The 13,869-nt window shown below is 35.9% G+C and carries 12 protein-coding genes and 1 pseudogene; all 13 read left to right on the forward strand.

The genetic code is table 11. The features are described 5' to 3' along the window. Window positions 1-77 precede the first annotated feature (77 nt). Window positions 78-872: a stage II sporulation protein P gene (gene spoIIP, locus AN959_RS14290; protein ID WP_053588828.1), complete on the forward strand. Its 795-nt coding sequence runs from the start codon at window positions 78-80 to the stop codon at window positions 870-872. A gap of 240 nt (window positions 873-1,112) precedes the next feature. Beyond that, window positions 1,113-2,942 carry a translation elongation factor 4 gene (gene lepA, locus AN959_RS14295; RefSeq protein ID WP_056831631.1) on the forward strand — a complete coding sequence of 610 codons (1,830 nt, stop codon included), beginning with the start codon at window positions 1,113-1,115 and terminating at the stop codon, window positions 2,940-2,942. 474 nt (window positions 2,943-3,416) lie between these two features. Continuing rightward, window positions 3,417-3,494: pseudogene (locus AN959_RS21385) on the forward strand (transposase); the annotation flags it as partial. A gap of 180 nt (window positions 3,495-3,674) precedes the next feature. Further along, window positions 3,675-4,808 carry a radical SAM family heme chaperone HemW gene (gene hemW, locus AN959_RS14300; protein WP_056832094.1) on the forward strand — a complete coding sequence of 378 codons (1,134 nt, stop codon included), beginning with the start codon at window positions 3,675-3,677 and terminating at the stop codon, window positions 4,806-4,808. A 96-nt stretch (window positions 4,809-4,904) separates the two neighbouring features. Continuing rightward, window positions 4,905-5,942 carry a heat-inducible transcriptional repressor HrcA gene (gene hrcA / locus AN959_RS14305; protein WP_056831633.1) on the forward strand — a complete coding sequence of 346 codons (1,038 nt, stop codon included), beginning with the start codon at window positions 4,905-4,907 and terminating at the stop codon, window positions 5,940-5,942. A 14-nt stretch (window positions 5,943-5,956) separates the two neighbouring features. Then, entirely contained in the window at window positions 5,957-6,511 is a 555-nt protein-coding gene (gene grpE, locus AN959_RS14310) for a nucleotide exchange factor GrpE (protein ID WP_056831635.1), read from the forward strand. A 46-nt stretch (window positions 6,512-6,557) separates the two neighbouring features. Then, complete coding sequence (gene dnaK / locus AN959_RS14315) at window positions 6,558-8,387, forward strand: molecular chaperone DnaK (protein WP_053588832.1); 1,830 nt, start codon at window positions 6,558-6,560, stop codon at window positions 8,385-8,387. Window positions 8,388-8,555: 168 nt separating this feature from the next. Beyond that, window positions 8,556-9,677: a molecular chaperone DnaJ gene (gene dnaJ, locus AN959_RS14320; protein WP_056831637.1), complete on the forward strand. Its 1,122-nt coding sequence runs from the start codon at window positions 8,556-8,558 to the stop codon at window positions 9,675-9,677. 16 nt (window positions 9,678-9,693) lie between these two features. Further along, a complete protein-coding gene (prmA, locus tag AN959_RS14325; RefSeq protein WP_053588834.1) occupies window positions 9,694-10,638 on the forward strand; it encodes a 50S ribosomal protein L11 methyltransferase in 945 nt (314 codons plus the stop codon). A 10-nt stretch (window positions 10,639-10,648) separates the two neighbouring features. Beyond that, window positions 10,649-11,389, forward strand: a complete 741-nt coding sequence (locus tag AN959_RS14330; RefSeq protein ID WP_056831639.1) for a 16S rRNA (uracil(1498)-N(3))-methyltransferase — start codon at window positions 10,649-10,651, stop codon at window positions 11,387-11,389. A 15-nt stretch (window positions 11,390-11,404) separates the two neighbouring features. Beyond that, window positions 11,405-12,745: a tRNA (N(6)-L-threonylcarbamoyladenosine(37)-C(2))-methylthiotransferase MtaB gene (mtaB, locus tag AN959_RS14335; protein ID WP_053588836.1), complete on the forward strand. Its 1,341-nt coding sequence runs from the start codon at window positions 11,405-11,407 to the stop codon at window positions 12,743-12,745. A gap of 93 nt (window positions 12,746-12,838) precedes the next feature. Continuing rightward, on the forward strand, window positions 12,839-13,510 hold the full coding sequence (deoC, locus tag AN959_RS14340) for a deoxyribose-phosphate aldolase (protein WP_056831641.1): 672 nt from the start codon (window positions 12,839-12,841) through the stop codon (window positions 13,508-13,510). A gap of 103 nt (window positions 13,511-13,613) precedes the next feature. Then, entirely contained in the window at window positions 13,614-13,787 is a 174-nt protein-coding gene (gene rpsU, locus AN959_RS14345) for a 30S ribosomal protein S21 (protein WP_004227078.1), read from the forward strand. Window positions 13,788-13,869 lie beyond the last annotated feature (82 nt).

Below are 13,869 nucleotides of genomic sequence, written 5' to 3' on the forward strand. Positions count from 1 at the left end.
ATCTTCTTAATTACAGTTGCATAGTAGTTCTAAAAATACTCTCCTCAACATACGATTGTTTGAGGAGAGTGGAAATTATGGCTAATTCCCTTAAGAATTTAACAAGCATTTTAATACTATTATTTTTAGCTCCCATTGTGATCGCTACAATCCAAACACCTCTTGTTACGCAACAACCCGAAGAAAAGAAAAAAGAGGAAACACCAATTGTCTATGCGGCACAGCTGGAATCACCACCAATTGTTTCAGAAATTACTGATCCTAAAAAAGCATTTGTGTATTTTACTCATTACCAAGAAGCATACCAGCCTATACTTGCGGCAAAAGGAGAGAAGGTTTCAGTTTATCATCCTGAAAGTAATATAACTACCTTTCAAGAACAACTCACAGCTCAATTTGCATTCCACCAAGTAGAATCAGAGTTTTTGGATGACTATAATAAGCAAGAAATAAAAGACTATCATACGATTCGCCCATTTGTTCAAAATGCTTTAGCTCATAATAAGTATGATATTATTCTTGATATTCACAGAGACTCAATGAAAGCGAATGTAACGACTCTTAAGGTCGGCGAAGAAAGCTATGCTAAATTTATTTTTGTAATTGGAGCGGAGCATGACAACTACCGATGGAATGAGCAGTTAGCTAATAATCTCTCTGATCAATTAAATAAATTAGTTCCTGGAATATCACGAGGGGTTTTGGTTAAATCAGGGAAGGGTGTAGATGGCGTTTACAACCAAGACCTTGCCAAAAATCTTCTTGTGGTTGAACTTGGAGGCGTCGATAATAATGAACAAGAAATTAATCGTTCTATCGCTATATTAGCGAAAGCTATTTCTAATATGTTTTACGAACCGATAGCATCTTAAAGTACCAAGAGATTGAGCTTATAGCTTAATCTCTTTTTTACTTGATTGTTTTACTAACAGCTTTTTGATAAGATTATATTCTGGCAAAAATAATTTTAAAGGTAACATATCCATCGAATTTTTACTTTGGAAAGTTTACATACAAGAAATACATAATTATTTAACAGACATATTTGTAATTCGTTACGAAAAAGGTTTTGTCTGTTATAATTCTTAGTAGTTTAATTAGGAGTGAACAAGATGAATCATGAACAGAGAATGGAACGACAAAAAAAGATTCGTAACTTTTCGATTATAGCCCATATTGACCACGGAAAATCAACTTTGGCAGATCGTATTTTAGAAAAGACGCAAACTTTAACTTCACGCGAGATGAAAGACCAGTTACTCGATTCCATGGATTTGGAGCGTGAAAGAGGTATAACGATTAAATTGAATGCGGTGCAACTGACATACAATGCAAAAGATGGAGAAGAATATATATTTCATCTAATTGATACACCAGGACATGTCGATTTCACATACGAGGTTTCTAGAAGCTTAGCTGCTTGTGAAGGAGCCATCTTAGTTGTGGACGCAGCTCAAGGTATCGAAGCACAAACTCTTGCAAATGTGTATCTAGCATTAGACAATGATTTAGAGATTCTACCGGTTATCAATAAAATCGATTTACCTGCTGCTGATCCTGAGCGTGTTAGAAATGAAGTTGAAGAAGTTATAGGATTAGATGCATCCGAAGCTGTTCTAGCTTCTGCTAAAGCAGGGATAGGTATAGAAGATATTCTGGAGCAAATAGTAGAAAAAGTGCCAGCACCATCTGGAGATCCTGCAGCCCCATTAAAAGCGCTTATTTTTGACTCGTTATTCGACCCTTATCGCGGTGTAATTGTTTATATTCGTATTATGGAAGGTACTGTAAAACCAGGAGATACGATAAAAATGATGTCTTCTGGTAAAGAATTCGAAGTAGTTGAAACAGGGGTTTTTACACCAAAATCTACTATGCGTTCAGAGTTGACTGTTGGGGACGTAGGTTTCTTAACAGCGTCCATGAAACATGTTGGCGATTCAAGTGTAGGGGATACAATCACTTTAGCTTCGAACCCTGCTTCTGAACCACTTGCTGGATATCGAAAAATGAATCCGATGGTTTTCTGTGGTTTATACCCAATTGATAACGCAAAATATGTTGATTTACGGGATGCCCTAGAAAAATTACAACTTAATGACTCAGCTTTAGAGTTTGAACCAGAAACTTCACAAGCACTTGGATTTGGATATCGTTGTGGATTCTTAGGACTGCTTCATATGGAAATTATTCAAGAACGTATTGAGCGTGAATTTAAAATAGATTTAATCACGACGGCACCTAGTGTTATTTACGATGTTAAGTTGACCAATGGAGAAACGATTAAAGTAGACAACCCATCTATGATGCCAGATGTCCAAAAAGTAGATACAATTGAAGAACCATACGTTAAAGCTTCTATTATGGTACCTGAAGATTATGTGGGATCTGTAATGGAGTTATGTCAACGAAAACGTGGGAATTTTATCACGATGGATTTCTTATCTAAAGCTCGGGTTAATATTATTTATGAAATTCCTTTATCTGAGATTGTATACGATTTCTTTGATGCTTTAAAATCAAGTACAAAGGGTTATGCATCTTTTGATTATGAACTGATTGGATACAAAGAATCTAAACTAGTTAAAATGGACATTCTTTTAAATAGCGAGAAAGTCGACGCATTAAGTTTTATCGTTCATAAAGATTTTGCTTATGAACGTGGAAAAGTAATTGTTGAAAAGTTAAAAGCGCTTATTCCTAGACAACAGTTTGAGGTTCCAGTTCAGGCAGCGATTGGTCAAAAGATTGTTGCACGTTCAACGATCAAATCAATCGGCAAAAACGTTTTAGCAAAATGTTATGGTGGAGATATCTCACGTAAACGAAAACTTCTTGAGAAACAAAAAGAAGGTAAAAAACGTATGAAACAAGTAGGTTCAGTAGAAGTACCACAGGAAGCATTTATGGCTGTTCTGAAGATGGATGAGCCTAATAAGTAATTGATTAAAGGGATAAGAATAAAATTCTTTTGAAATTAATATTTTTCAATGAACTTGCCACCGTTTGTATTTTTCGGTGGCAAGTTTTTTTCATTTTAGAATAAATAAACATATGCATTGAAAAAAGGACTTAATAAGGTTCATTCGGACTGTAGACAAACTCTAAGGTTTTTGAGTTTATCTATAGTCTTTTTTCTTTTAAAATAAAAAATGTCATAAATAGTAATAGGATTTCCGCTCCGGGCGGACGCTTTCCGCGGGCGGGGCCGAGCCGCTTCCTTTGCTCCTGCGCAAGCTCGTCGCAAAATTAATTTCACAAAGCTCAGTCCAGGGTCTCGACTGTCCCGCTTTTCCCGCTGGAGTCGCCGCCTCCGCTAAGGATCTAAATAAAAACACACAATACTTGAGTAGTGGTTGATTATGATGTTAATAGTTGGAGATGCTGATGATTAACCAACTAGTTCCAAATACGATCGTCCTAGTGTCGATCAAGTAATCTTATTTAAGATGACATTCATTCAATATGTGTTCGGCATCCATTCCATGCGTAAACGAACATGACGTGTCGCTAGTTCTTACGGTTTGTTAGATTTAATAAAATACGATACAATACAATATGAAAGTGCTCGTCTATGAAGCATTTATGGCTTTTTTAAATGGACTAGCCAAATAAATACCAAAGGTAAGGAGGCTTTTGCCTCCTTTTTCCTTTTATAGAAAGTGGTGTATCCTATGGTACGTGGCGTTTATCTCCACATTCCTTTCTGTCATCAGATATGCAATTATTGCGATTTTAATAAATTTTTCTTTCATAACCAACCAGTAGATGAATACATCGAATCCATAGGTAAAGAAATGCACTTATGGGAAGAACAATTAAATGGATCCCAAATTGAAACTATTTTTATTGGGGGAGGAACTCCGACCTCTTTATCTGAATCTCAATTAGAGCGATTATTTACTTTCATCCATCAATACATTCCAATGGATGGAGTAATTGAATTTACTTCAGAAGCTAATCCTGATGAATTAACTTTTGAGAAAATGCAACTTATGCGACAGTTTGGAGTAAATAGATTAAGTATGGGTGTCCAAACGTTTGATCAAGAATTATTGAAGGTCCTTGGAAGAACTCATTCTAACGAACATGTCTATGAAGTAATAGAAAATGCAAAGAAAATTGATTTTCCGTCTATTAGTATTGATTTGATGTATGGATTGCCAAATCAAACAATGGAGCAATGGCAGAATTCACTGCAACTGGCAAACAGCCTTAACATTCCACATATTTCGGCCTATTCTTTATTGGTAGAGCCTAAAACGATTTTTTATAACTTGATGTCAAAAGGCAAACTTTCATTACCAGGAGAAGACCTGGAAGCAAAAATGTATGGGTATTTGTTGGATGAAATGACGAAACAAGGGTATAACCAATATGAGATTAGTAATTTTGCGAAGGAAGGAAAAGAATCTAAGCATAATTTGATTTACTGGGATAATGATGAATACATTGGGCTTGGAGCAGGAGCACATGGTTATGCAAATAGCATTCGGTACTCTAACCACGGTCCACTAAAAAAATATATGAATATGATCGAACAAAATGAAAAACCTATCATGATGCAAAAAGAAGTAACTTCTATCGAAAAGATGGAAGAGGAAATGTTTTTAGGTTTACGAAAAAATGCTGGAGTTTCGATAGATAGATTTAATCATCGATATAGTCAATCAATTCAAAAGGTATATGGAAAAGAAATAGAGGAACTAAAACAAAAAGGATTCATCATTATTGAAAATGGTCATGTGAAATTAACACGACGTGGACGATTTGTTGGAAATGAAGTATTTCAGTATTTTCTTCAATAAACCAAATCATATTCATTGACAGTTTTCTTTAGATTTGATACCTTTTATATGAGTATTAGCACTCTCATAGAACGAGTGCTAACAGAGGTGATAATCATGCTAACTAATCGGCAATTATTAATATTGCAAGTAACGGTAGATGATTTTATTGAAACCGCTCAACCAGTTGGATCTCGTCAGATTTCGAAAAAGGAGGAAGTTCCATATAGTCCTGCTACTATTCGAAATGATATGGCAGATCTTGAAGATATGGGATATTTAGAAAAAACACATACTTCGTCTGGTCGTGTACCGTCAGAAAAAGGGTACCGTTACTATGTAGACAATATGTTAACTCCACAACGAATTTCGAAAGATGAGATTAAGCAAATTCGTTCGGTCTTTGAAGAAAGAATGGTGGAGACGGAGCAAATCATTCGGAAGTCAGCAAATATCTTGTCTGAACTGACGAATTACACCTCCATATTATTAGGGTTGGATGTTCGAAAGCATCGAGTAAAACGCTTTTCAATTGTGCCACTTTCAGAAGATTCGGCTGTAGCCATTATCGTCACAGATAGCGGACACGTTGAAAATCGAGTATTTTCTATTCCTGAAAGCTATAATACATCGGACATTGAACGAATGGTTAATTTGTTAAATGACAGCTTAATAGGAGTACATGTACATGAAGTTCCTATGAAATTAGAGGCTGTTACAAGCACGTTATTAAAACAAAGAGTCGGGCATTTTAACAATCTCCTTAGTTCATTGAACAAAGCGATGACGATAGAGCAGAAGGATAAAGTATACTACGGTGGAAAAATGCAACTGTTAAATCAACCAGAATTTAATGATTTAGAAAAAGCTCGTAGTATAATGTACTTGATGGATCATGTAAACCAAATACCTAGTATTTTTCCTGTTGATAAAAAAGGAATTCAGATAAGAATAGGATCTGAAAATAATCACCTCGCAATGGAGGACTGTAGCGTTATAACAGCTTCCTATGGAATAGGAGATGAACAGATGGGATCAATCGCAATTATTGGTCCTACGCGTATGGATTATAAGCGTGTAGTTTCTTTACTGGATGTAATGAGTACTGATTTATCAAGAGAACTATCTAGAATATTACGTGGTCATCATGGATAAGGAGAGTTGTGGACATGTCAAAACAAAAAGATGAAATCGTAGAAGAAAGTCTAGAAGTAGAATCAAATGAAAATAACGAAGAAGTAGCTAACGAAGAAAGTGTGGAAGAAGTAGTTGAAGTAGACGAACTCACACTTGTTAAACAACAATTAGAGGAAGAACAAGATAAAGCGATCCGTTTAAGAGCAGACTTCGAAAATTATAAACGAAGAGTTCAATTAGACAAAGAATCAGATTATAAATACCGCGCTCAATCTGTTCTAACAGATATTTTACCGGTACTTGATAATTTTGAACGTGCACTTGCAGTTAACGTAACATCGGAAGAGGCTGTGTCTTTAGTAAAAGGTGTAGAAATGGTATATCGCACTTTACTTGATGCAGTTGGGAAAGAAGGCCTTGAAGTAATTGAGGCAGAAGGTGTTCCATTCGATCCAAACTTCCATCAGGCGGTAATGCAAGAAAAGGACGATTCAAAAGAGTCAGGAATCGTGCTTCAAGAATTACAAAAAGGGTATAAGTTAAAAGATAGAATACTGCGACCTACTATGGTTAAGGTAAACGAATAATAATCGATACTTACTTATATCAGTTATAAATTAGGAGGAAAAATATATGTCTAAAATTATTGGTATTGACTTAGGAACAACAAACTCATGTGTATCTGTACTAGAAGGCGGAGAACCAAAAGTAATTCCGAATCCAGAAGGTAATCGTACAACTCCATCTGTTGTAGCATTTAAAAATGGTGAAAAACAAGTTGGGGAAGTAGCTAAACGTCAATCTATTACAAATCCAAATACAATTTCATCTGTTAAACGTTTAATGGGTACAAATGAAAAAGTAACTGCCGAAGATAAAGAATATACTCCACAAGAAGTATCTGCAATGATTCTTCAATACTTAAAAGGTTTTGCTGAAGATTACTTAGGTGAAAAAGTAACGAAAGCTGTTATTACAGTTCCTGCATATTTTAATGATGCTGAACGTCAAGCTACAAAAGATGCTGGTCGTATCGCAGGTCTTGAAGTTGAACGTATTATTAACGAACCAACTGCTGCAGCGCTAGCTTATGGGCTAGATAAAATGGATCATGATGAAAAAATACTTGTGTACGATTTAGGTGGAGGTACATTTGACGTATCTATCCTAGAACTTGGTGATGGAGTATTTGAAGTATTAGCTACAGCTGGTGATAATCGTCTTGGTGGGGATGACTTTGACCAAGTAATAATGGATTATTTAGTTCAAGAATTCAAAAAAGATAATGGTGTTGACTTATCTCAAGATAAAATGGCTGTTCAACGTCTAAAAGACGCTGCAGAAAAAGCGAAAAAAGACTTGTCAGGTGTAACATCTACACAAATCTCTCTTCCTTTCATTACTGCAGGGGAAGCTGGACCACTTCACTTAGAAGTAACAATGACTCGTGCAAAATTTGATGATTTAACAGCTCATTTAGTAGAGCGTACAATGGTACCTACTCGCCAAGCGCTAAAAGATGCTGGTCTAAATTCATCTCAAATTGATAAAGTTATTCTTGTAGGTGGTTCTACTCGTATTCCTGCTGTACAAGATGCAATTAAAAAAGAAACTGGTAAAGAACCACATAAAGGTGTTAACCCAGATGAAGTAGTAGCAATGGGTGCTGCTGTTCAAGGTGGAGTATTAACTGGAGATGTGAAAGACGTTGTTCTTCTTGACGTTACACCTCTTTCATTAGGTATTGAAACAATGGGTGGAGTTTTCACAAAACTAATTGAACGTAATACAACAATCCCAACATCAAAATCTCAAGTTTTCTCTACAGCTGCTGATAACCAACCTGCTGTTGATATTCATGTTTTACAAGGTGAACGTCCAATGGCAACAGATAACAAAACACTTGGTCGCTTCCAACTTGCGGATATTCCACCAGCACCACGTGGAGTTCCACAAATTGAAGTAACATTTGATATCGATAAAAACGGTATCGTAAACGTTAAAGCAAAAGATTTAGGAACGCAAAAAGAACAAAACATTACAATTCAATCGAATTCTTCACTTTCCGATGAAGAAATTGAACGTATGGTAAAAGAAGCAGAAGCAAATGCAGAAGCAGATAAAGCTCGTAAAGAAGAAGCAGAAGTTAAAAATGAAGCAGATCAACTAGTATTCATGACAGAAAAAACATTAAAAGATCTAGAAGATAAAGTATCTGAAGAAGAGAAAAAATCTGCCGAAGATGCAAAAGAAGAGTTAAAAGCAGCGTTAGAAGCTGGTAACTTAGAAGACATTAAAACTAAAAAAGATAAATTAAACGAAATCGTTCAACAACTTACAATGAAACTTTACGAACAAGCACAAGCAGAAGCTGCTAATGCAGGTCAAGCAGATAGCGGTCAAGCTGACGATGGTGTAGTAGATGCTGAATTTGAAGAAGTAAAAGACGATAAAGATAAGTAAGACTAGATAGACAAGTAATGTGAGTGGTGGGAAAAGTCAAAGACCGAATTCGGCTTTGGCTTTTCTTACTGTTTAGCTTAGAAACGACAAATAAGTTTTTTGCTATTCGGATTTTGTCCGTGTTACAATAATCTTTATGTGTAGGTTAACAGAGCAGGAGAGTGAACTATGAATAAACGTGATTATTATGAAGTGCTTGGTTTATCAAAAAGTGCTTCACAAGATGAGATTAAAAAAGCATATCGTAAGCTTTCCAAACAATATCACCCTGATATTAATAAAGAAGCAAACGCAGAGGAAAAGTTTAAAGAGATTTCGGAAGCTTATGAAGTGTTAAGTGATGATCAAAAACGTGCGCAATATGATCAATTTGGTCATGCTGGTCCAAACCAAGGCTTTGGTGGTTTTGGTGGCGGAGCAGACGGTTTTGGCTTTGAAGATATTTTCAGTTCATTTTTTGGAGGGGGTGGCTCTCGCCGACGTGATCCAAACGCTCCAAGAAAAGGAAATGACCTTCAATATTCTATGACCATCGAGTTTGAAGAAGCAGTTTTTGGTAAAGAAACAGAAATAGAAATTTCAAAAGAAGAAAATTGTGATACTTGCTCAGGTACTGGGGCAAAACCAGGAACACATCCAGAAACATGTACGCATTGTAATGGTGCAGGTCAAGTGAATGTGACCCAAGATACACCATTTGGCCGTATACAAACTAAACGCACATGTAATCACTGTCATGGAACTGGTAAGATGATTAAAGATAAATGTTCAACATGTCATGGAAAAGGTACTGTCAATAAACGCAAAAAAATTAAAGTCACAATTCCAGCCGGAGTTGATGATGGTCAACAACTTCGCGTAAGTGGTCAAGGGGAACCAGGTGTAAATGGTGGTCCTGCTGGAGACTTATATATTGTATTCCGTGTTAAAGCTGATCCTCGTTTCGAACGAGATGGCGATGATATTTATTATGAATTACCATTAACTTATGCCCAAGCAGCTTTAGGTGATGAAATTGAAGTGCCTACTGTACAAGGGAAAGTGAAATTAAAGATTCCGGCAGGAACTCAATCACAAACGAAATTCCGTTTAAAAGGAAAAGGCGTGAAAAATGTTCATGGTTACGGAGTCGGAGATCAACACGTTATCGTTAAAGTAATCACTCCTAAAAAATTGACAGAAAAACAAAAACAACTACTTCGTGAATTTGCTGAGATTAGTGGGGACATTCCAGAAGAGCAAGGTAGTTCGTTATTTGATAAAATAAAAAGAACGATAAAAGGTGAATAAAGGAGTTGTGCGCAGGGTGAAATGGTCTGAACTATCTATTCATACGACAATTGAAGCAGTAGACGCTGTGAGTAATATTTTGCATGAAGCTGGTGCGAGTGGGGTAGTCATTGAAGACTCAGAGGAATTAGTTAGAGAAAGAGAAGATCGATTCGGTGAAATCTATAATTTAAATCCAGAAGATTTCCCTGTTGACGGGGTTCGTGTAAAAGCTTATTTAGCAGAGACTAGCTTTCTATTAGAAACGGTAGAAGAGATCAAGCTTGCGATTAATAACTTACAAAATTTCAATATCGATATTGGACACAATATTGTGACTGTGCAAGAAGTGGATGAGGAAGATTGGGCAACTGCTTGGAAAAAATACTATCATCCTGTAAAAATATCCAATCGATTTACAATCGTACCGACTTGGGAAGATTATGAACGAGTTAGTACAGATGAGTTAATAATTGAATTAGATCCAGGAATGGCTTTTGGAACAGGTACTCACCCTACAACAGTTATGTGCCTTCAAGCTTTAGAAAAAACTGTCCAACCGAATTCAAAAGTGATAGATGTAGGAACTGGGTCTGGGGTACTCTCAATTGGAGCAGCTAAACTTGGTGCAACATCTATACATGCACTTGATTTGGACGAAGTGGCTGTAGCTTCTGCAAAAGAAAATATCACAATTAATAATGTAGACCATGTGGTAAAGGTAACGCATGGTAATTTACTTGATAGTGTAAATGAGCAGGCAGATATTGTAGTTGCAAATATTTTAGCTGAAATTATTATGACGTTTACAGATGACGCCTTTTCTATTGTCAAAGATGGAGGCTTGTATATTACCTCAGGTATAATCTCTGCTAAAAAAGAAGATGTGAAAAATGCTTTGCAAAAATCTGGCTTTGAAATTGAAGAAGTGATGATGATGGAAGATTGGGTAACAATCATTTCAAAAAAACCGCTTCTATAAGGAGATTGTTATGCAACGTTATTTTACGGATGAACCAATAAATGATAATAATTTGATTACAATAACCGGCGAGGATGCGCATCATATGATACAAGTGATGCGCATGTCACCCGGAGATCAAGTATATGTAGTCGCGGAAAACTTTACTTATACGATGAAAATCATGGAGGGGACTTCAAAGGCAGTCGTTTTGCAAATAGTCGATAAGCAAACTAGTTCAAACGAAATGCCTATTAAAGTTTCCATAGTATGTGGCTTACCTAAAGGTGATAAGTTAGAATTGATTACTCAAAAAGCAACAGAACTTGGAATGCATACACTCTATCCATATGAAGCGAAAAGGTCAATTGTGAAATGGGACAAACAAAAAAACGTAAAGAAGCTCGTTCGTTTGCAAAAGATTGCGAAAGAAGCAGCTGAACAATCGCATCGTTCTAGAATACCAACTATACATAGCCCTATTAACTTAAATGAACTTTTAGAAATTGCCCAAAAATACGATGTGAAGTTTGTTGCAGATGAAGAAGATGCAAAACACGAGCAACGTCAAAAGTTTGCTGAGCAATTAAAAAAGGTGTATGATAAAAAATCGATACTTATTGTATTTGGTCCCGAAGGTGGATTAGATCGCTCTGAAGTAAAAGTCTTACTAGAAAATGATTTTCATCCAATTTCACTTGGACCAAGAATTTTAAGAACTGAAACTGCCCCGTTATATGCGCTTGCTGCAATTTCCTATGAATATGAATGAAAGAGGTGTAAGGATATGTCATCCGTAGCATTCCATACATTAGGCTGTAAAGTTAATCATTACGAAACAGAGGCTATATGGCAATTATTTAAAGAAAATGGTTATGAACGCACTGATTTTGAAAAACAATCAGATGTATATGTTATCAATACTTGTACAGTAACTAATACAGGCGATAAAAAAAGTCGTCAAGTAATACGTCGAGCAATTCGTCAAAATCCTGATGCTGTAATCTGTGTTACTGGTTGTTATGCACAAACTTCACCAGCAGAGATAATGGCAATTCCTGGTGTAGATATTGTAGTGGGAACACAAGAACGAACAAAAATGCTAGATTATATTGAACAATATAAGTCTGAACGAACTCCTATTAATGCAGTAGGAAACATAATGAAGAATCGAGTATATGAAGAGTTGGACGTCCCTTCATTCACAGATCGCACACGTGCTTCCCTTAAAATACAGGAAGGCTGTAATAATTTTTGTACTTTTTGCATTATCCCATGGGCTCGTGGCCTCATGAGATCACGTAACCCAGAAGAAGTAGTTCACCAAGCTCAACAGCTAGTGGATGCAGGTTATTTAGAAATTGTATTAACAGGCATTCATACAGGTGGATATGGAGAAGATTTAAAAGATTATAATTTGGCACAGCTTTTAAGAGACATTGAAAATAATGTAAAAGGATTAAAACGTCTTCGTATTAGTTCAATCGAAGCAAGCCAACTATCGGATGAAGTAATTGATGTGTTGAGAGATTCAAAAATTGTTGTGAGACATTTGCATATCCCTATACAATCCGGTTCAGATACTGTTTTAAAAAGAATGCGTAGAAAATATACAATGGAGTTTTTCGCAAATCGTTTAGACCGATTAAGAGAGGCTTTACCTGATTTAGCTATTACTTCTGATGTAATTGTAGGTTTTCCAGGTGAAACAGAAGAAGAATTTATGGAAACATATGATTTTATTCGTGACCAAAAATTCTCTGAACTTCATGTTTTCCCGTATTCTAAGCGGACAGGTACACCTGCTGCAAGAATGGAAGATCAAGTAGAAGAAGAAGTGAAGAATGAGCGTGTGCATCGTTTAATTACATTAAATGATCAACTTGCAGTAGAATATGCTTCCCGATTTGAAGGTGAAGTATTAGAGATTATCCCAGAAGAAAAATATAAATTGGATTCAGATTCAAATTTATATGAAGGCTATACAGATAATTATTTAAAAGTTGTCATTCCTGGGTCTGAAGATTTGATTGGAAAATTAGTTCGTGTAAAAATTACAAAGGCTGGCTATCCTTATAACGAAGGACAATTTGTACGTGTGCTAGACCAAATAGAAGAGTTAGTATAATAAAAAAAGTCAGTGAATTTTATCTCACTGGCTTTTTTTAATAATCTCTATTATGATTAAGAGGTACGGACAACTGCCGAGAGGGGAATACAAATGACACAAAATATTGCAGCATTAATTGATCATACATTATTAAAACAAAATGCTACAAAAGAACAGATTGAAAAATTATGTGAGGAAGCTAAAACATATACATTTGCATCAGTATGTGTAAATCCTACTTGGGTTGAACTAAGCGCAAAACTTTTACAGGATAGTCCAGTTAAAGTTTGTACAGTGATTGGGTTTCCACTAGGTGCAAGCACTACTGAAGTGAAAGCATTTGAAACAAAAAATGCAATTGAGAATGGCGCAGAAGAAATAGATATGGTTATAAATGTAGGTGCATTGAAAGACTCAAACTATGACTTTATCCAAAAAGATATCGCTGCAGTCGTAGAAGCAGCTAAAGGAAAAGCAATTGTGAAAGTTATTTTAGAAACTTGCTTATTAACAAACGAAGAAATTGTAAAAGCAAGTGAAATATCTAAAGCAGCTGGAGCAGACTTTGTAAAAACTTCTACTGGATTTTCAACTGGTGGAGCAACAGTTGAAGCTGTTAAACTTATGAGAGATACTGTTGGTCAAGACCTTGGTGTCAAGGCTTCTGGCGGTGTTCGTAGCCTAGAAGATTTACAAGCTATGGTGGATGCAGGTGCTTCTAGAATTGGTGCAAGTTCAGGAGTAGAAATTATGCAAGGTCTAACAAGTAATTCTGATTATTAATTTAGTTGTATGTATTGACCATTTGTAAACAATACGATATAATTTTTTAGTACATAACAACTGGTTATGTACTTGACGTGTGTTCGGAGGGAGGGAAAGAGAGATGTCAAAAACTGTCGTTCGCAAAAACGAATCGCTTGAAGATGCTCTTCGCCGCTTCAAACGTACTGTATCTAAAAGTGGTACAATTCAAGAGGTAAGAAAGCGCGAGTTTTATGAAAAACCAAGCGTGAAACGTAAAAAGAAATCAGAAGCTGCACGTAAACGTAAGTGGTAAATTAATCCCAACCATCCCTACGTTCAAAACACGTACATTATGATTAAAATTTACAAGTATGTAAACCGAGAAAATTTATTTT

The sequence above is a fragment of the Psychrobacillus sp. FJAT-21963 genome (assembly GCF_001420585.1).
Classification (GTDB): Bacteria; Bacillota; Bacilli; order Bacillales_A; family Planococcaceae; genus Psychrobacillus.

Bases quoted from the DNA above. Each gene is read 5' to 3' on its own strand.
- spoIIP (WP_053588828.1), top strand. From the start codon at position 78: ATGGCTAATTCCCTTAAGAATTTAACAAGCATTTTAATACTATTATTT.
- lepA (WP_056831631.1), top strand. From the start codon at position 1,113: ATGAATCATGAACAGAGAATGGAACGACAAAAAAAGATTCGTAACTTT.
- hemW (WP_056832094.1), top strand. From the start codon at position 3,675: ATGGTACGTGGCGTTTATCTCCACATTCCTTTCTGTCATCAGATATGC.
- hrcA (WP_056831633.1), top strand. From the start codon at position 4,905: ATGCTAACTAATCGGCAATTATTAATATTGCAAGTAACGGTAGATGAT.
- grpE (WP_056831635.1), top strand. From the start codon at position 5,957: ATGTCAAAACAAAAAGATGAAATCGTAGAAGAAAGTCTAGAAGTAGAA.
- dnaK (WP_053588832.1), top strand. From the start codon at position 6,558: ATGTCTAAAATTATTGGTATTGACTTAGGAACAACAAACTCATGTGTA.
- dnaJ (WP_056831637.1), top strand. From the start codon at position 8,556: ATGAATAAACGTGATTATTATGAAGTGCTTGGTTTATCAAAAAGTGCT.
- AN959_RS14330 (WP_056831639.1), top strand. From the start codon at position 10,649: ATGCAACGTTATTTTACGGATGAACCAATAAATGATAATAATTTGATT.
- mtaB (WP_053588836.1), top strand. From the start codon at position 11,405: ATGTCATCCGTAGCATTCCATACATTAGGCTGTAAAGTTAATCATTAC.
- deoC (WP_056831641.1), top strand. From the start codon at position 12,839: ATGACACAAAATATTGCAGCATTAATTGATCATACATTATTAAAACAA.
- rpsU (WP_004227078.1), top strand. From the start codon at position 13,614: ATGTCAAAAACTGTCGTTCGCAAAAACGAATCGCTTGAAGATGCTCTT.